Here is a 17,115-nt window from a genome sequence, read left to right as displayed (position 1 = left end):
GTACCCTAGCCACAGTGCAAATTCTCAGAAGTAAACTGAGCGATAAAGGGCTCAAATGAGCCCTTAAGTTTTTTGGTCGTTTAATCAGGGATCTAGCCCCGATATCACAATTATTGAAGCAGTGCTTCGAACGTTAGGTGAACGTTCGCGCTTGCTTTGTCTGCCAGTGGGTTGTCAATCAACTCACCTTTGTAGTTCGCTTTCATTACGTAGCGACCAGCCACGTCTGGAGTGAACGTGATTTCGCCGTTCTCATCACTCACTACATCAATCTGTTCTTGGTGGTTGCGGTAAAGCGTGCCTTCACGAGTGATTTCCGCTTTCACGTCTTTTTGAATTTCACCGTTGTAGAAGAATTGGAATGTCACAGGTTCACCTTCAATGATGTCTGAAGGATGCGTGACTGGCTTCATTTCAAGTAGCTTGCCTTCAATCTTAAATACTGAATCCGATGGCTTACCCACTGTGATGTAGCTTTCCGCACGGGTGAAACTAATTTGTGTTACCACGTCACGCGATTTTTCTGGAAGAACTGAATCACGTTCCGCTTTGTTTGCTTTGACCCATTTCACTGTGTCACGACGACCCGCTTTGTATTGCGTGTAGTAAGAAGGCTCATTGTTAATCGCCACTTTGTGCGTGCCTTCTTCTTCAAAGTAGAAATCAAAGATTGAACGACGTTTGCCGCGAACAACAAAGTTAGGACGTTCGCTACGGCCATCAGGCATGATGACATGTGCATTTTCACTGCCTGCAGGCTTATCAAAAACAAACGTACCGTGAGACGCAGTCACATCGAACGTTAGCCAATCACCGCCTTCTTTCGATACGGTAAAGTGTGATGGCAAAATCCAGCGTGGGTGAGCTTGTGCTGTTGTCGTAACCGCTAGGCCGAACGCCATAACACCCGCTAGTGCAAGTGCCTTAATTTTTGTCTGTTTCATGATGTTCAATTCCATTATTTATAATTGTTAGCCGTGTCGCTCTATCTGAGCCTACGATGACGACTGTCTATTCTGTTCAGTTTGCTTTTGCTATTCGCACTTACTATTTAGCGATGTAGTTCAGAGTGATTTCACCCGTCTCTTCTGTCGCCTTTAACTCATAAGAAGCGTTTGAATCTGTTAGCGATACTTTTTGACGAAGGTAATTACGGCCGCCGTGTTCGCGCACAACCTCGATATGAACCGTGTATTCGCCTTGCTCTAGAGTTTGGCCATCATCGCTCTTACCATCCCAAACGAAACGGTACTGGCCAGCAGGACGCGTTGCAGAAGTTACTGCATCAACCAATTCACGATCGTAACGCCCAACTTTTCTCCACCAGCTACGTAAGTCTTTAAGCCATTCATCTTTACCGACCCAAAGCTCAATGGTTTTCACTGACTTTCGTTCGCTGTTCTCTACCCACACCGCCACATAAGGACGCGCGTACATAGAGGTATCAATCTTTGGAAGCTTAAAGTTCACATCAAGTTTTGCCGTATCAGGGATCGCTTGTGCCATACCTAGGCTTGGCAAAAGAGATAAAGCAAGAAGCGCCTTGCTCCAGTTCATTTTTTTCATGTTTAACAACCTTTTAAATCCGTTTAACCTTTCATCCGTTCTTCAAGTTGATTCACCAAGCTGACTCATCAACCTGATTGATCAAGCTAATTAAGGGTTAAGGTACGGCGACAAAATAGATAGCAAGCGAGATTGCAGAGCCAAATACCGTCCATTTAATGGAGGTATTCAGTGTTTTTTTCTTAGGTAACAGTAAGCACACGCCTGTAAGTACAAAGAAGATCATCAGTAGCGCTGTGATATCGATGAACCACTTCCAAACTTCACCGCTGTTACGGCCTTTGTGTAGATCGTTCAAAAGTGCGATAACGCCGTAATTGGTGGTTTCGACTTCCAGCATTTCAGACGCCACGTCAACGAACACAGAGGCGTTGTAGCCTGGTCCTTTGAAGTCCATAGACACTTCACCGATCAGCAACTCACCGCCTTCAATCTCGGCGTAGATGTCTAAACCTGAAGGAACGCCAGATAGGTTGGCTTCTTCAAACAGAAATGTTTCAAAGGCCGTTTCGTCGGCTTTTAATCGCCCGTCTTGGATTGAAAATAAACTTGTAGGAAGCGTTAACGTAGACCGTTGGATCTTGGGTTGGGTTGATTCAAATAACTCAGGTCGATTAAGGGTGATACCTGTCACTGAGAAGAAAAGAACAACGAACAGAAGCGCCATTGAAATATAAACATGAAGTCGACGAGCCCATGATTGAACCGCCCTACTTTTTAATGACATACAAACCAATACCTATAAATTTTATGGCGTCAATTTAGTTGATAATCATTCGTATTGGCATTCAATTTACATTGTTTACGTTTGCCGAGCGGCGTAAGCAAATTTACATAACATTACAAGGGAAGTAATCGAACTGCTTATCTACTCTGTTAACATGTAAATCTTGTTAACGTTTAGAGCTGGCGGTAATAACAGTTTCAAACGTCAATCAAGGGGACAAACGTCAATGTGATTCAACCCAAAGATCATCGATAGAAAGCAATAGGTGGATACACCGTGCATTTAAGAAAGGAAAACTGGAAGTATTTAGAACTGAGATCACTATCAAGATCATTAACATCACGATCTGTTCAAGAGTAGTTTAAGCTTATTGTCTATAAAACGAGCATGGCGATACATGTTTAAAAGGATTTTGAAATGCGTATTATTATTTTAGCTTTTACCATGTTGGTAACGGCTTGTACTAGCCAGATTATCGGCACTGACGAACATATCGAGAGTTATATCGGCTCCAATATTGCCGACGCCCAAAAGTTGTATTTAACGCCTCACTCTCAAGCTGTTTCATTTTGGGAGTCGCGCACGTTTGCTTGGGTAGAAACTCAAACCCCACTCGAGAATGGCGAAACACAACATGCTTTCAAAAACCCCTATCGTGACTGCACTATCAACTGGGTTGCTGACCAAAACGGAATGATCATCGCGGGATCGCACAGTGGCGAGATGTGTAGCCCTTAACTTTGCCTTTGCTCATACCTCGATCAAACACCAAGGCCTAATGAAGCACTAAGGCTCAATTTTATTCAATATATAAAAAGGGTGTCATTTGAACGATCAAATGACACCCTTTTGCTTTTCTTGTTTCTAATGTGCTGTTTCTTGTCTTCTGTTTGCTATTAGCGGTTAGACGTTTCCGTTATCACTTACCGTTCTAAGCTGAGTCAGGTATTTGATCCAACCTTTCGCCTCAGAAGAGGGCTCAATGCTGTTCGCACGCTTGGCTTGAGCAAGGGCGTTATCTAAGTTCTTAAGCTTGTACCATGAACGCACTTTCGCTAAAGCAACGTCGGCTTGTTTGTTTTTGTCTTTCACTTTGTCTAAAACAACCAACGCTCGGTCGTAGTAACCTTGCTGAACCAATAGCTGTGCCACATTCCAGTGGTATTGAGTGTCCTTTTTAGAGGCTAACGTCCACACTTCAATGGCATTGTCCCACTCTTTAGCTAGCTGCCAGTAAGTTGCTTGCTCCGCCAGAAGTTGAACATCGCTGTTCGCGTCATCTAACTTACTTATTTCTTCAGCAGCTCGCTCTGGAATACCTCGTTTGGCATAAAGCTGTGCTAATAAACGGCGATCCGAATTTTTAAGCTCAACGCCTTGTATATCGGCCAGCGCCAACGTATTTAATGCATCTCGGTTACGTTCTAACCTTAGTTGAATACCCACTAGTTGACGCCACCAGTTGTCTTTTTCTGGTTGAAGTTCAATAAGGCTTTCCAGTGTCGGAATAGACTGCTTCCACTGTTTTAGCTGAAGCTGTGCGCCCAATTTTAGCGATAGAGGCGACAACTCTGCTTTTGAATTGAATTTATCTCGATTACCGATGGCCACTAGGACTTTCGACCAGTTTTCAATTTGGTATTCAGCTTGTGCAATTCGCATCCAAAGCGTGTCTTTCTTTTCTTTTTCTGGCGCTGTTTTCACTAACTCGTAATAGTGCGGAAGCGCGTTTTTAAACTGCTGATCGTTCAACAACAAATCAGCCAGCATGCGCTTCGTTATCCAAGCTTGCTCATCCACCAGCAAATTGCTGTCGACCGCATAAGTAAGCTGCTTGATTGCCGTGTCGGTTTTGCCATCTTGCCAGTAAAACACACCCAGCATACGAGCTACGTACGCTTTGTCGTAGCCTTTCGAAAGCTCCAAGCCTGCAAGTACGTCAATCGCCTGTTTAACCTGTTCATCTTGAGCAAGCTTATGCGCCTTTTGAACACGAATGGCAGTATATTGAGTTAGCTCTTTTGCTTGTGTTGTAAGGGGCATTAACAACAAGCCCACTAATATCCATATCTGTTTCATCATTTTGCCAACTTAAACTCTAGTTTCACGGTTTGACCAACCTGAGCTATCGCTTTTCCATCGACGACTTTCGGTTGATATTTCCATTTTTTAAGTGCTCTCATCGCTTCACGTTCAAACATACGACGTGGGTTTGCGTCAGTGACTTGAATATCAACTGGGCGCCCCGTCTCATCGATAGTAAAAGACATAATGACATGGCCTTCAGCGCCACGCTTCAGCGCTTTTGCTGGGTAACGAGGTTCTACTCGATACAGAGGCATTGCCTGTTGGTTTGACCCAAAATCCGAAAATGTCGGCGCGTTAATCGCTAAGCCATCAACCGATGTATTCAAATCCAATGACGGCAGTGAAGACATCGAATTCAGAGGCGTAACTTCAGCTTGTGACTGAGACGTTTTCGCTTCCGGTGGCGGCTCTGGCATTTCTGGTTTTTCAGGGACTGCACGCTGTCTTCTTTGGACTTCTTGTTCTTGTTCCACCATCACCATGTTGAAACTTAACGTCTCACTATTATCTGGTGAACGTTGGTGGCCATTATCGACCATCCAAGCCATAAAAGAAAACAGAGCTAAGCCCAATGCGCCCGCTAGCGGTAAAGCAAGAAATAGTCGAATCATTTATGAAGATCCTCCAAGATCATCGCTTTTCAGCAGCAAGCGCAATGTTTTTAACACCCGCACCTTTAGCAGCGTCCATCACTTTAACAACCGTACCGTTGTAAGCGTGTTCATCCGCTTGAATAACCAAAGAAGCATCAGGTTGTTCTAGCAACAAGTGTTCTAACGTTGCTTGGACACGTTCAACATCAACAACACGTTTATCGATGAAGATGTCATTCGCTGAAGTGATCGCAACAAAGATGCCCGCATCCTTTTGGCTTACTACGTTAGACGCTTGTGGTCGATTGACTTCAACCCCTGATTCACGAACAAATGAACTGGTCACAATAAAGAAAATAAGCATGATAAATACAATATCAAGCATCGAAGTAAGGTCTATTTGAGCCTCTTCGTTTTTAGAATGACGTCGACCGAGTCTCATCGTTGACTCCTTAAAGATTTTTCTAATTTCAATTCTAAGCGGTTACACACTTTCGCTAAACGAGCGTGAACAAACATGCCCGCTAATGCAGCAACCATACCTGCCATGGTTGGCAGTGTTGCCAACGAGATACCTGAAGCCATCAATTTAGGGTCACTGCTTCCTTGAGTCGCCATGACATCAAAAACAGAGATCATACCGGTAACGGTACCTAACAAGCCCAACATCGGACAAATAGCGACTAACAGCTTAATAAAATTCAAGTTTTGGTTAAGTAAGATACTCGCTTGGCCTAACCAACCTTCACGAATGGCTTTGGCATGCCAAGAAGAGTGATCTTCTCTTTCATGCCACTTTGCAATCCAAGCTTGGCGTTGCTTTGGAAAATAGAACGCAAGATAAAGCACGCGTTCTACCACAAGCACCCAATACACTAGGACAACAGCGGCTAGCCACCACAGGACGAAACCGCCCTGCTCCATAAAGCTTGATAAAGACAGCAGCCAGTCACTCGTTAACCAACTCGCTGGTAATAGAGAACCCGACAAAATATCCATTACGCAGCAGTCCCAACTGGTGAAACAACAGCTTTTGATTCAACTGTCTTTTCTGCCTGCTCAGCAACAAGGCCAATACCCTGCTTCTCAAGAATATTGCGAATATTTTCTGACTGAGTGCTGAGAATGTTGTGTGCCAGTAGTAGTGGCATTGCAGCAACAAGACCAAGTACGGTTGTTACAAGCGCCATAGAAATACCACCAGCCATGACTTTAGGGTCACCATTACCAAACTGTGTGATCACTTGGAATGTTTCGATCATTCCGGTTACGGTGCCCAACAAACCAAGCATAGGAGCGAGTGCAGCTAGAAGTTTCAGCATCGATAAACCTTTCTCTAAGTGAGTCTGTTCATCAACGACGGCTTCTAAAAGGCGTAACTCTAGTGCTTCAACCGTTTGGTTTTGCTCTTTGTTGTAAACTGCAAGAACGCGACCCAGAGGGTTGTCGCCCGCTTGTTCAGGGTTCTTCAGTTGTGCGCGAATTTTCTGACGAGCGATAGCTAAAGAAATACCACGAACCAATGCGATGATTAAACCAATTGCCAACAAGCCAAGAATCACTTTGCCTACTACACCACCAGCTTGAAGACGATCAGTTAGGCTTGGTTCCAAAGCCAATTGTTCTAGCATGAATCCACGAGAAGGATCGACAACGATATTAGATACGTCACCATTCGCAAGTGCGGAAAGCGACGCAAATGTTGGACCATTTGATGGCTGTTTCAGATACGCGATTGCATCCTCGCGCTGGGTGTTCCAGCTAACATAGCCTTGGTCAGTCACTAGGCCGATTGAACCTAGGCGATAAGCATTAGCCTTTTGTGTGTTGCCTTCACCATTGATGAACGCAATTTGAGATTTACTAAGCTCCGAACTCGCTTGAATTTGCTCAACCATACTCATCCACAAGCCAGATAGCTGTGGCATTGATGGCAATGATTTAGCATCAATGATTTGCTCAACGGTTGCAGTATGTTCAGCGCGATCAACACTGTTCACTGTAGAACTAAGCTCTGCACCTAGCTCTTTTGCGTTTTGGCGAACGACGCCAAACAACTCACCGAGACTACCCGTTTCTAAACGCAGTTTCTCTTCTAAACGAGCAAGTTTGTTTTCGTTGTCGCTGAACGTTTGAGTCAGAACGTCTGTAGCGCTTTGGATTGAGGTGCGTTTCTCTTCAAGCTGCACTTTGATCGCTTTGAGCTCTTGTTCTGTCTTTTTGAAATCCGCTTCTCGAACCACATTGTGAGAGGCTTGAGTTCGACTCTCTGATTTTGCTTTATTAACTAATTGAGCAGTCGTGTCTGATGCAGAGAAAGCAGAGAATGAAATAGATGTAATGCAAAGTAATGCGGCCAACGGTTTTAAGTTCATTACTTAACCTCCGCAACAGTTAGAGAAACAGGTAAAGTAATCAAGCTTGGCGCCGCTTGTTGACCAGCAATATCGTAGGCTTTATCCAGTTCAGATTTCATTGAAGAATCAAGCTCTTGCCATTGATCTTCTGTTTGATCCCAAGACCAGTATTGGTTGCCATTTAGATTGCGAGCGACTAAAGAGATGCGACCTAGGTGCAGTACATCAGCCTCAATCGTTTTTTCGCTCGTCAATGCTACGCGACCTTGATAAACACCTAGCTTAATGCCGTAGTCCATCTCGATTTGGTATGCCTCTAGAATACGACGGTATTTTTCAGCATCACTTACGTCAGCGCGAGTCATCATAGCTTGAAGCTTTTCAACTCTCTCTAGGCGTTGCTCTTTTTTAATCGGAATGTCTTGCTCTATTAACTGTTGAAGACCATCAATCATCTGATACATCAAAGGAACAACACCTTGGCGTGTGTACTTGATTTCATCGATCTGCCCTTCAATGCTCTGAGCTTCTCTGTTTTGACTCTCAACCAACGCAGCAAGGTGATCGTGATAGATTTCTAGGTTTTTTACTTCTTCTTGCAGACGCTCAATCTCAGCTTGCAACATTAAGGTCGCTTGTGAGCTTTTATCAATAACCTTTTGGCTCGAAGCCGACGCGTTATTGGTCTTATTTTGAATTGATTGAGCTTGATCCAAGCTGTTTGCCATCGAAGACGTTGCAACCAAACTGATGGCAAGTGCTAGGCTAGTTTTTAAAAGATTCATAATTGTAGTCATTTACTATAGAAGAAGGTCAAATGAGTTTTATTGATAAGCAGTCTCATTATCATTAAAAGTCACTCGCATTACTAGGGATATTTTTATTAAATAGCAGAATCACGAAAGGGGAAAGTCGAAACCTTCCCCTTAATATTTAGGCTAGCAATAATACCCTACTAACAAATTAGTATTTTACCTGTAAAGTCGCCATGTAGTTACGGCCTTCGCCAACAACTACGCTGCTTGTACTGCCACCTTCTAGGTAATCTGTATCAAACAAGTTCTCTACGTTGAAACGTGCAACAAAATCTAGGTTTTCGTCATATTTCATTGTATGTGCGATACCCATGTCTACACGAGTGTAAGCATCTTTTTTGAATGTGTTTGCGTCTTCAGTGTAACGCTCACCTACATGGTAAACACCTAGGTTTACATCAGTACCGTTATTGAACGAGTAAGTAGACCAAATGCTAGCTGTAAACTCTGGCACATCTGCTGGAGTTTTGCCTTCAAGTGCAGGATCGTTTTGATATTCAGCATCCAAGAACATAGTCGATGCACTCAATGAGAACGCTTCAGTCATGTAACCAGTAGCCGACAGTTCTACACCAGTATGAACTTGTTCACCAACTTGGCTTGTGCGTGTCTCTTTGCCGTTATTACTTGCTGGATCTAGATCTTCAGTCACTTGCATGTTCGATTGAGTAATCTGGAACAATGCTCCTGATACAAACAAACGCTCATCAAACAGTTCCCACTTAGAACCTAACTCGTAAAGAGTGCCTTTCTTAGCATCTTGAGACTGACCAAAGTTCACATCATCTTGGTCTGTGATTTCACCAACAGGTTCGAAGCTTTCAGAGTAAACCGCGTAAATTGAACCGTTTGAAGCCGGAGAGTAAATCACGCCAAACTTAGGAAGAATGTTGTTGTAGCTCTCTTCTTGATTAGAACTGCTCGTCGTTTTGTCATAAGCGAAACGTACGCCACCAAGCACTTGCCATTGTTCAGTAAGCGTTACTAAGTCTTGAACGTAAAGACCGTAGTGTTGGCTTTCAGAGTGAGACACTTCATTGTCGTTCTTGTAGCTAACGTTAGAAGGCATATCAAAACCGTTGCCACATGCAGCAACAGCTTCTGCTTCTGTTGCGTTAACACATGTGTAGCCAGAGTCGTATAAGCGCTCGTAGTCGTAATGTAGGCCATTCACGCCAACAAGTAGACGGTGATTAACACCAAGTGCGTCAAAGTCACCAGTAAAGTCTACGTAAGCCGTGTCAAACGTCCATTCATCGTGACGGTCTGATACCTTGTAGCCGTAACCGCCGCTCTTATCGCTATATACTGTGTTGTTCGATTCTGTACGTTGACGCTCGTAGAACTGACGGCTGATACCAGTCTTAACAGACCAAGCGTCGTTCAAGTTAGCGGTTACAGATGCACCATAGTTTGCAACGTCGTTATCCGTTTGAGCAAAACGTTGGTCATTAACCGTGTTAGGGTCGATAACTTTACCAGTAGAAGTATCGATTTTAGAACCGTTGTCTAAATCGCCCTCTTCAATGGTGCGGTCGTAGTGCACAGACAGCATGATGTCTTCGTTAATATCGTAATCAACAAATAAGCCACCAACAAAACGGTCAGTCTCTACATCAGTGCCATCAAAGCGGGTACGGTAAGAGTCTTGGTTTTCTTGTGAAACAATAAGACGAGCACGTAAAGTTTGGTCATCATTCAATGAACCACTTACATCTGCTGTAGTACGTGTGTAGCTATCAGAACCAATATCTTGGCTTACGTTTACTTGAGTTTCGTATGTTGGCTTCTTAGAAACCATGTTAACAAGACCGCCAGGTGCTGATTTTCCGTAAAGCAGACCTGCTGGGCCTTTCAATACTTCAACGCGTTCTAAAAGTTCTACCGGTTGACGGTAATGAGACCAGTGTTGAACGCCATCACGTAAGTAACCAGAGCTACTGTCTAAATCAAAACCACGAAGAGTAAAACGCTCACGGTTAGTTGACTTAGAACCAGCACCAACAGATGCGTCGTTTTTAAGAACTTCACCTAACGTGCTAGCACGCTGTTCATCGATGATTTGCTCATCGATTACTGAAACTTGTCCCGGAGTCTCTAATTGAGTCGCCTCCATGCGCATTGCTGTTGTGTTCGTGTCGGCTTTGTAACCGTAGTCACGACCTTCAACAACCATGTGCTCGTCTGTTTTTACTGTTTCTGCCAATACTGCTGGTGAAGCTAATACCGCGCCGATCACTAGGGCCAATGGGCTCTTTGAAAACATGTCCTTTACTCCGCTTTATTCTTTTATTCGAACACTTTTTAGTTATTTGATGTGCTCGTTGAACCGTTTCCGGTACCACTGAATCATTTCGGGAGTGAATATAAGTGATAACTATTACCATTTGCATTAAATTTACATTCTTTGCATTCGTAAAGGTTTGTAAAACCCACTGAACGCACGCTTTCTATAGCTCAACACAATCAATTCAATACGTTAATTGAGCGTGCAGATCTGTAAACATGAATTCAACATTTCACTATAAGGTCATTGGCTTGATAAATCTAAGCGACCAAGATCAATAAAAATACTGTCTTGTCTTATTTACTACCTTTGAAACGACTGATTGATGTATAAAACCCTCGATAAATGTAAATAAATGGTGAATTATTTTGTTTTTATTTGTTTAATTTACACAATTATCAGTGATTCTGATCACATCTATAATTTCAAACTCATTTTTTGTTTTTCGATTTGATCAACCGACTGCTAATCTCCCGCTCACTTTGAAAAGGTATCAAAGTTATAAATAATAAGGAGTGTTCTAAATGAATACCAAGAAACCTATGTCTCTAACTGGTCGAGTTATCCTCGGTATGGTCGTGGGCATATTAACGGGATTTACCATTCAATCCCTTTTTGCAGACAGCGGATTTGTTAACAACTACATCGTTAATGGACTCTTTGAAGTAGGCGGGCAGATTTTTGTCGCCAGTTTAAAAATGCTTGTTGTGCCTCTAGTCTTCGTTTCACTAGTGTGCGGTACGAGCTCTCTTAAAGATTTATCAACTCTTGGCCGTATGGGTGGCAAAACGCTTGCACTTTATATCGGTACCACAGCCGTTGCTATCACTCTAGCACTCACTATCGGTAACCTGTTCCAACCTGGAGCTGGTGCGGATCTTACTGCTGCGAGCTCTTTCAAATCAGCGGATGCCCCTTCTTTGGGCCAAGTAATCATCGACATGTTCCCAACCAACCCTATTCAGGCGATGGCTGAGGGCAAAACGCTGCAAGTTATCGTATTTGCTGTGTTGTTTGGTATTGCAATCAGTGCAGCGGGTAAACCTGGCGAGCGTATCGCTGCGGTTTTCTCTGACTTGAACGAAGTGATCATGAAGCTTGTTGCGCTACTGATGAACCTTGCGCCTTATGGTGTGTTCTTCTTGATGGCGAAGCTGTTCTCCGGCCTTGGTTTAAGCGCAATCTGGAACCTAGCAGAATACTTCTTAGTACTTGCAGGTACCCTACTCCTACACGGTTTGGTTACTTACAGTGCGATGCTAAAAGGTTTCACAGGTTTAAGCCCTATTACGTTCCTACGTAAAATGGAAGATGCCATCATGTTCGCATTTTCAACGGCATCTTCAAACGCAACGATTCCAGTAACTATGGAAACGGCTAAAAACCGTATGGGCGTAGATAACAAAGTCGCTTCTTTCACTGTACCACTAGGTGCAACAGTGAACATGGACGGCACAGCTATCATGCAAGGTGTTGCAACGGCGTTTATCGCACAAGCCTACAACATTGACCTTACGATGGGTGACTACTTGATGGTTATCCTAACAGCGACATTGGCGTCTGTTGGTACTGCAGGTGTTCCTGGTGTTGGTCTTGTTATGCTAGCGATGGTATTGAACCAAGTTGGCTTACCGCTTGAAGGTATCGCGCTTATTATGGGTGTTGACCGCCTTCTTGATATGATTCGTACCGCTGTAAACATCACAGGTGATAGTGCCGTAACTATCATTGTGGCTAAGTCTGAAGGTTCTTTTGACGAAGCTCGCTTCAATGACCCAGCAGCTGGTGAGAAAGAAGAAGAAGTTAAGCTAGCACGCCAACAGGCATAATCTAGTTTCTCTGTCGCTCTTACCTTCAAACTGAGGCGTAATTAATGGCTATGCCTTAGCTGATAATCAAAAGCGTATAAACAAAAACGCCACTGCATCTGCAGTGGCGTTTTTATTGGGCTATGTTTCTAAGCTATATTACTTAGTTATATTTCTAAGCAATGATTCTCAGCACGCTTTCAGTCATCGTTATCTATGGAGCACAACGCATAACAACGGGAAGCTAATCGACGATTGGGAACATAAGGTTCACTCTAAGCCCCCCACCGTCTCTGTTCTCAGCAGTTACATGCCCATTCATCACACCCATCGCTTCCTTGACGATCGCGAGGCCTAATCCATAGCCACCAGACTGTTTATCTCGGGCTGACTCTATGCGAGTAAACGGATCGAAAATCCCTGCAATCTTGTTATCAGGAATGCCATCACCGTCATCTTCCACAGATATGACACTGTAACGTTTATCGACTAACAGTTCATAAGTAGTTACGACAACATGTGTATTCTCGCCAGCATATTTAATTGCGTTACCGACCAAATTACCGATAACTCGTAGGAGCAACCTTTCATCAACATTAACCATTGATGTTGGCGTCTCTAAATCACCGACTAAGGTTTGATTCGGCTTTAAGTCGTTTTGCATCTGCGCGATGAGCATCGAACAGTAATGCTCAAGGTGCATCAAGCTTAACTTGGAGTCATAGCGAGACGTTTCTAGACGGCTGAATTCAAGGATCTCACCAACAAGCTTATTCATCTCTTCCGTTTCGCTTTCCATTCGTTCAAGCAAGCCAATGCTCTTATCATCGACCTTGCTACGCAATAGATGCAATGCGAGGTTCTGCCTTGCTAGTGGCGTTCTAAGCTCATGTGATACATCACGAATCAAACGACGCTGCTTTTCAGCCAGAGACTTAATCTCAACCGTCATGTGATCAAAGTCATGGGCAAGTTCGTTAAATTCACGCGTAGTTGAATCAAGCTCTGAAACAACACTCACCGAGAAATCCCCTTGCGCTAATCTTCGACTTGCTTCCCTTAAACGATCCAGAGGTTGCTGAAGGCTTTTCGCCATAATAATGGAGAACAGTGTCAATACGACCAATGCAATCAAGGCTTTGAGCATATAGGAATATGGAGCAAAGGATTTAGCAGGATGGAACTGGTGCGGCAGTTGAATAACCAGTGTTTTGCCATTATCAAGTGGCAGTCCGAAGATAGGCTTACTGACACGATCACTTAATTGATGATCTAAGGTACGTAGGTACTTCAGTTTGAATTCAAAGTGCGGGTGCATGTGTCGATGGGTAATTGGTCGATTGTTTTCATCGATCACAAATAGATAGTAACCTTGAGCATTGCCCCAGTCAGCTAACTCATCCATATCCCCTTCTTCGATCAGCACATTAGCTTGATACGCAAGATCCAACATTTCGGCTTTGACGGATTCTGGTACCTTCAACAAAGCCTTCATCAACGCTCGTTCAGCCACGCCTTGAAGGATTAATATGCTTACCAAAATCACCGTCAGGTAGCTGAACAACTGGAACGTTAAGCCATCCTTACGTTTGGCAATAAAATCAGGGCAACGCAGCAGTTTCTGACTCATACCCCTACCGACTCTAGGTAGCTATAGCCTTTACCACGAACGGTTTTGATGTGTTGCTTAGACAAGCCTGCCTGAACGAGCTTTCGACGTATATTACTGATATGCATGTCTAAATTACGATCGAAAGGACAGAGCTCTTTCTTTAGAACATGGATTTGAAGGTCAGATTTAGATACAACAATACCGTCATTTTTTACCAAGTAATCAAGCAGTTCTTTCTCAGTACCCGTTAACGGTAAACGAGAAAGTTGTTCACACAAGCCCTGATTAGATGAAGCCAAAGATTGCCTTTGACGTTCAAAACCAACGCGGCGCAAGATCACCTTGATGCGAGTCAGTAGTTCAGGAACATTGAAAGGTTTGGCGATGTATTGATCGGCACCCGCTTGATAACCGTCTAGCATCGAGGCATCGTCATTAAGAGCCGTCAGCATAAGAATGGGTGTAGCAAATCGCTGGCAAATTCGCCTAGCAACTTGAATACCACTGAGGTTAGGCAGCATTACATCAAGTAAGACTAAATCAACTGGGTGAGACTGGATGAACTCAAGCGCAGACTCACCACAATGAACGGTATCAACGTGATACCCTTCATTTTCTAAGACTTCACCCAACAATTCACATAACTGAATATCATCATCAACAACTAAAACGCGCGACATCATACAAACCGATAAATAATAATAGTTTGCATTCTAATTATCGTTATTATTGATTTCAATTATAAAATACGAGATTTCTCTTAAAGTAAGAAATCTTTTTCAATCGGTACAAATTTTGACGCAGAATCGATAAGATTTTGAGCAGTTAGCCCCGGAACACCATACACTTCAACAGGCTTACCAAAGCGCTCCTTGATTCGCTCAACAAGGATTTCAAAATCGCCATCGCCAGACACCAAAACAATCTTATCAACCGTCTCTGCAAGTTCTATCGCATCTAACGCGATACCGACATCCCAATCCCCTTTTGCACTGCCGTCTCGACGCTGAATAAACGGTTTTAGCTTCACACTAAAGCCAACCCCACGCAGGATATGGTGAAATTGACGCTGTTTAGGATCTTGGCTAGAGATCGCGTAAGCATTGGCTGCAACAACGTTACGCCCTTCAGTGGCAACATACCAAAACTGGTTATAGTCGAAGTTAGAACGGTATTTGTCGCGCGTTGTATAGTAAACGTTCTGAACGTCGACCAATATTGCTATGTTTTCCATAAATTCATACCTTTAGATTTTCCGTATACCCTATTCTACTCAATACCAAAATGCGAGTCGCTTTATTTAATAAAAATGAACCTGTTAGCTATCGTTAACGTAAACCTAAGTCTCTTTAACGCAAACTTAAGCCTCTTGAGCTCATTTCTCGTGAACGCAAACCTAAATTTATTTAGCGTGAACCTCACTATAGTTAATGCACTTGCTTTCAACTGGAACGTAAAGGCTTTGGATTCTACACTTTAGATAGAGAGCATTCAGAGCGCTCTTTATTTCAACCGCTTATCAAACGGAGTTTGGCTATGCAGCATCGACAAATATTCAAATCGTCCGCAAGCACCGATACGACTGACGTGCTGCTAGTTGCAAATGGTTCACCCGAAGCTATCTGGGGGTCATGGTTAACAAAACTGCTGTGCATCAGCACGGTGATGATAATGAGCTTAACGATGAACCCAGCCCTCGCGTACCCAGCCTACTCCCACTCAAAAGCTTTGCCACATCGTAGTGTGATTTATTTTGCTCCTACTGAAGACTCAGTGGTCAAAGAATTCTTAAACGAGGTGTTGATCAACAATTGCCAGCTGGACGAAAGAGATGTCGTCGTCATGGTCATCGCAGAAAGTGGCTATACCATTCCGACTTGGCTCAATGAAGAGTTTAATTTAGATGCAGTAACCAGCAGCTACGAGATCCAAAAAGGGTCACATACGGCTGTTTTAATTGGAAAAGATGGCAAAGAAAAGCACAGATGGAATGGGAAAACAGATTGGAATTTGCTTACCAACCTCATTGATGAAATGCCAATGCGACAACAAGAAATGCAGCGACAAAACAGCCGCTGCAGTATTTGATCAGGCTTCTTTAGTAACCCCTACAAGGTTAGTTGGCTAGACCTCAAGTGAACGATGAATTAAGTCTACTGAGCATTAAGGTAACTAAATATTAAGGTAATTAAGCATTAGTAATGCTGACCTTAACGCCAGAAACTCACTAAACTTGTTCTTTAAACCAAGCCAATTTTTCATGAAGTTGAGCAACACTACCGACAACGATCAAAGCAGGGCTTTTCGCTTCGCTAGCTAGATTTGCCAAGTCATTTAACCCGCCACGGAATACCTTCTGCTCTTGGCGCGTACCGTTTTCAATAATCGCCACAGGCATGTCTGCACGCATACCATTATCCAGTAAATTTTTCTGAATATTAGGGCTCTCTTTTAAGCCCATATAAAACACGATGGTATGGTTGTGTTGAGCAAGTGAACGCCAATCAATATCTTCGCCATCCTTTTTCAGGTGCCCGGTAATAAACTGAACGCTTTGTGCATGGTCTCGATGAGTTAGTGGAATACCGGCATAAGCTGTTGCACCTGCCGCAGCGGTGATACCCGGAATTACTTCAAATTTCACGTCATTTTCAGCAAGCGTTTCACACTCTTCACCACCACGACCAAAGATAAAGGAATCACCGCCTTTTAGGCGAACAACGTGCTTATTTTCTTGTGCTTTAGTCACAAGCAATTGGTTTATCTGATCTTGTGGTACACAATGATGGTCGAGTTTTTTACCCACATACAACATCTCTGCTTTTGCGTTGGCCATGGCCAAGATATCTTTTGATACCAGTCGGTCGTAGACCAAAACATCGGCTTGTTGAATAACTCGTGCCGCTTTAACCGTTAATAAATCTGGATCCCCCGGACCCGCACCTACTAATGAAACAAATCCTTTGTTTCCTGTATTAACATTCGATGGCGATACTTCTGACATGCTTTGCTCCGAAAGTTAGCTTGTTATATTTCAAGCTTAATTCTGTATAGCAATTCACTGTTAATTCATGTGAATTACCAAAATCCCTACTTCTTAGACTATCAGTTGTTGAGACAAAACTTCACGTTTAATTCTAATCAAGATAGAAGTTTATATAACAAAACAATCTATTACGTCGTTTGCTTCCTATTGCCAACTGATGATGAGCGCTATCTGTAAATGGCAATTTTTCTAAAAGTCACCTATCCGTAAATGGTG

Annotated in this window: 17 protein-coding genes; 3 read left to right on the top strand and 14 right to left on the bottom strand. The window is 43.3% G+C overall.

Annotated features, from left to right (window positions below):
- Window positions 1–110: 110 nt before the first annotated feature.
- The 3 genes from AACW75_RS12725 to AACW75_RS12715 form a co-directional block, all read right to left on the bottom strand.
- Window positions 111–947, bottom strand: coding sequence for a DUF4198 domain-containing protein (locus AACW75_RS12725; RefSeq protein ID WP_017082149.1), 837 nt, complete (start codon window positions 945–947; stop codon window positions 111–113).
- 100 nt (window positions 948–1,047) lie between these two features.
- Entirely contained in the window at window positions 1,048–1,566 is a 519-nt protein-coding gene (locus AACW75_RS12720; RefSeq protein ID WP_061025159.1) for a DUF2271 domain-containing protein, read from the bottom strand.
- Between the two features lie 97 nt (window positions 1,567–1,663).
- Window positions 1,664–2,293, bottom strand: coding sequence for a PepSY-associated TM helix domain-containing protein (locus tag AACW75_RS12715; protein ID WP_145571747.1), 630 nt, complete (start codon window positions 2,291–2,293; stop codon window positions 1,664–1,666).
- A 417-nt stretch (window positions 2,294–2,710) separates the two neighbouring features.
- Here AACW75_RS12715 and AACW75_RS12710 point away from each other — a divergent pair, with 417 nt between their 5' ends.
- On the top strand, window positions 2,711–3,031 hold the full coding sequence (locus AACW75_RS12710) for a hypothetical protein (protein ID WP_102454104.1): 321 nt from the start codon (window positions 2,711–2,713) through the stop codon (window positions 3,029–3,031).
- A 165-nt stretch (window positions 3,032–3,196) separates the two neighbouring features.
- Here the strand turns inward: AACW75_RS12710 and AACW75_RS12705 are convergent, their stop codons facing one another.
- The 7 genes from AACW75_RS12705 to AACW75_RS12675 all read right to left on the bottom strand — a co-directional run bounded on the left by AACW75_RS12705 (window position 3,197) and on the right by AACW75_RS12675 (window position 10,412).
- A complete protein-coding gene (locus AACW75_RS12705; protein ID WP_145571745.1) occupies window positions 3,197–4,375 on the bottom strand; it encodes a tetratricopeptide repeat protein in 1,179 nt (392 codons plus the stop codon).
- Window positions 4,372–4,992 (bottom strand): energy transducer TonB, encoded by a 621-nt coding sequence (locus AACW75_RS12700; RefSeq protein WP_017093558.1) that lies wholly within the window; start codon window positions 4,990–4,992, stop codon window positions 4,372–4,374. The genes AACW75_RS12705 and AACW75_RS12700 overlap by 4 nt, the downstream gene beginning before the upstream one ends.
- Before the next feature lie 19 nt (window positions 4,993–5,011).
- Window positions 5,012–5,416: an ExbD/TolR family protein gene (locus tag AACW75_RS12695; RefSeq protein WP_004731145.1), complete on the bottom strand. Its 405-nt coding sequence runs from the start codon at window positions 5,414–5,416 to the stop codon at window positions 5,012–5,014.
- Entirely contained in the window at window positions 5,413–5,973 is a 561-nt protein-coding gene (locus AACW75_RS12690) for a MotA/TolQ/ExbB proton channel family protein (protein WP_010429842.1), read from the bottom strand. The genes AACW75_RS12695 and AACW75_RS12690 overlap by 4 nt, the downstream gene beginning before the upstream one ends.
- Entirely contained in the window at window positions 5,973–7,349 is a 1,377-nt protein-coding gene (locus AACW75_RS12685; RefSeq protein WP_135458632.1) for a MotA/TolQ/ExbB proton channel family protein, read from the bottom strand. The genes AACW75_RS12690 and AACW75_RS12685 overlap by 1 nt, the downstream gene beginning before the upstream one ends.
- On the bottom strand, window positions 7,349–8,116 hold the full coding sequence (locus AACW75_RS12680) for a DUF3450 domain-containing protein (RefSeq protein ID WP_017076003.1): 768 nt from the start codon (window positions 8,114–8,116) through the stop codon (window positions 7,349–7,351). Before AACW75_RS12680 ends, AACW75_RS12685 begins: the two co-directional genes overlap by 1 nt.
- A gap of 178 nt (window positions 8,117–8,294) precedes the next feature.
- Window positions 8,295–10,412: a TonB-dependent siderophore receptor gene (locus tag AACW75_RS12675; protein ID WP_145571743.1), complete on the bottom strand. Its 2,118-nt coding sequence runs from the start codon at window positions 10,410–10,412 to the stop codon at window positions 8,295–8,297.
- A 545-nt stretch (window positions 10,413–10,957) separates the two neighbouring features.
- On the opposite strand from AACW75_RS12675, the gene AACW75_RS12670 reads away from it, so the two are divergent.
- A complete protein-coding gene (locus AACW75_RS12670; protein WP_017095758.1) occupies window positions 10,958–12,262 on the top strand; it encodes a dicarboxylate/amino acid:cation symporter in 1,305 nt (434 codons plus the stop codon).
- Window positions 12,263–12,485: 223 nt separating this feature from the next.
- Here the strand turns inward: AACW75_RS12670 and AACW75_RS12665 are convergent, their stop codons facing one another.
- The 3 genes from AACW75_RS12665 to AACW75_RS12655 form a co-directional block, all read right to left on the bottom strand.
- Window positions 12,486–13,871 (bottom strand): sensor histidine kinase, encoded by a 1,386-nt coding sequence (locus tag AACW75_RS12665; protein WP_145571741.1) that lies wholly within the window; start codon window positions 13,869–13,871, stop codon window positions 12,486–12,488.
- The gene (locus AACW75_RS12660; RefSeq protein WP_017076006.1) at window positions 13,868–14,533 is read right to left on the bottom strand and encodes a response regulator transcription factor; all 666 of its coding nucleotides are present in this window, start codon (window positions 14,531–14,533) and stop codon (window positions 13,868–13,870) included. Before AACW75_RS12660 ends, AACW75_RS12665 begins: the two co-directional genes overlap by 4 nt.
- 80 nt (window positions 14,534–14,613) lie before the next feature.
- Window positions 14,614–15,087 (bottom strand): LabA-like NYN domain-containing protein, encoded by a 474-nt coding sequence (locus AACW75_RS12655; RefSeq protein WP_145571739.1) that lies wholly within the window; start codon window positions 15,085–15,087, stop codon window positions 14,614–14,616.
- A 302-nt stretch (window positions 15,088–15,389) separates the two neighbouring features.
- On the opposite strand from AACW75_RS12655, the gene AACW75_RS12650 reads away from it, so the two are divergent.
- Window positions 15,390–15,941: a DUF4174 domain-containing protein gene (locus AACW75_RS12650; RefSeq protein ID WP_145571737.1), complete on the top strand. Its 552-nt coding sequence runs from the start codon at window positions 15,390–15,392 to the stop codon at window positions 15,939–15,941.
- A 139-nt stretch (window positions 15,942–16,080) separates the two neighbouring features.
- Here AACW75_RS12650 and cobA read toward each other — a convergent pair whose 3' ends face one another.
- Window positions 16,081–16,857: a uroporphyrinogen-III C-methyltransferase gene (gene cobA, locus AACW75_RS12645; protein WP_145571735.1), complete on the bottom strand. Its 777-nt coding sequence runs from the start codon at window positions 16,855–16,857 to the stop codon at window positions 16,081–16,083.
- Between the last annotated feature and the right edge of the window lie 258 nt (window positions 16,858–17,115).

The sequence above is a fragment of the Vibrio sp. L3-7 genome (assembly GCF_963898195.1).
Classification (GTDB): domain Bacteria; phylum Pseudomonadota; class Gammaproteobacteria; order Enterobacterales; family Vibrionaceae; genus Vibrio; species Vibrio echinoideorum.
This window is presented reverse-complemented; position numbering and strand designations above follow the sequence as displayed.

Coding starts and splice junctions, on each gene's coding strand:
- AACW75_RS12720 (WP_061025159.1), bottom strand. CDS start 1,566: ATGAAAAAAATGAACTGGAGCAAGGCGCTTCTTGCTTTATCTCTTTTG.
- AACW75_RS12715 (WP_145571747.1), bottom strand. CDS start 2,293: ATGTCATTAAAAAGTAGGGCGGTTCAATCATGGGCTCGTCGACTTCAT.
- AACW75_RS12710 (WP_102454104.1), top strand. CDS start 2,711: ATGCGTATTATTATTTTAGCTTTTACCATGTTGGTAACGGCTTGTACT.
- AACW75_RS12705 (WP_145571745.1), bottom strand. CDS start 4,375: ATGATGAAACAGATATGGATATTAGTGGGCTTGTTGTTAATGCCCCTT.
- AACW75_RS12700 (WP_017093558.1), bottom strand. CDS start 4,992: ATGATTCGACTATTTCTTGCTTTACCGCTAGCGGGCGCATTGGGCTTA.
- AACW75_RS12695 (WP_004731145.1), bottom strand. CDS start 5,416: ATGAGACTCGGTCGACGTCATTCTAAAAACGAAGAGGCTCAAATAGAC.
- AACW75_RS12690 (WP_010429842.1), bottom strand. CDS start 5,973: ATGGATATTTTGTCGGGTTCTCTATTACCAGCGAGTTGGTTAACGAGT.
- AACW75_RS12685 (WP_135458632.1), bottom strand. CDS start 7,349: ATGAACTTAAAACCGTTGGCCGCATTACTTTGCATTACATCTATTTCA.
- AACW75_RS12680 (WP_017076003.1), bottom strand. CDS start 8,116: ATGAATCTTTTAAAAACTAGCCTAGCACTTGCCATCAGTTTGGTTGCA.
- AACW75_RS12675 (WP_145571743.1), bottom strand. CDS start 10,412: ATGTTTTCAAAGAGCCCATTGGCCCTAGTGATCGGCGCGGTATTAGCT.
- AACW75_RS12670 (WP_017095758.1), top strand. CDS start 10,958: ATGAATACCAAGAAACCTATGTCTCTAACTGGTCGAGTTATCCTCGGT.
- AACW75_RS12665 (WP_145571741.1), bottom strand. CDS start 13,871: ATGAGTCAGAAACTGCTGCGTTGCCCTGATTTTATTGCCAAACGTAAG.
- AACW75_RS12660 (WP_017076006.1), bottom strand. CDS start 14,533: ATGTCGCGCGTTTTAGTTGTTGATGATGATATTCAGTTATGTGAATTG.
- AACW75_RS12655 (WP_145571739.1), bottom strand. CDS start 15,087: ATGGAAAACATAGCAATATTGGTCGACGTTCAGAACGTTTACTATACA.
- AACW75_RS12650 (WP_145571737.1), top strand. CDS start 15,390: ATGCAGCATCGACAAATATTCAAATCGTCCGCAAGCACCGATACGACT.
- cobA (WP_145571735.1), bottom strand. CDS start 16,857: ATGTCAGAAGTATCGCCATCGAATGTTAATACAGGAAACAAAGGATTT.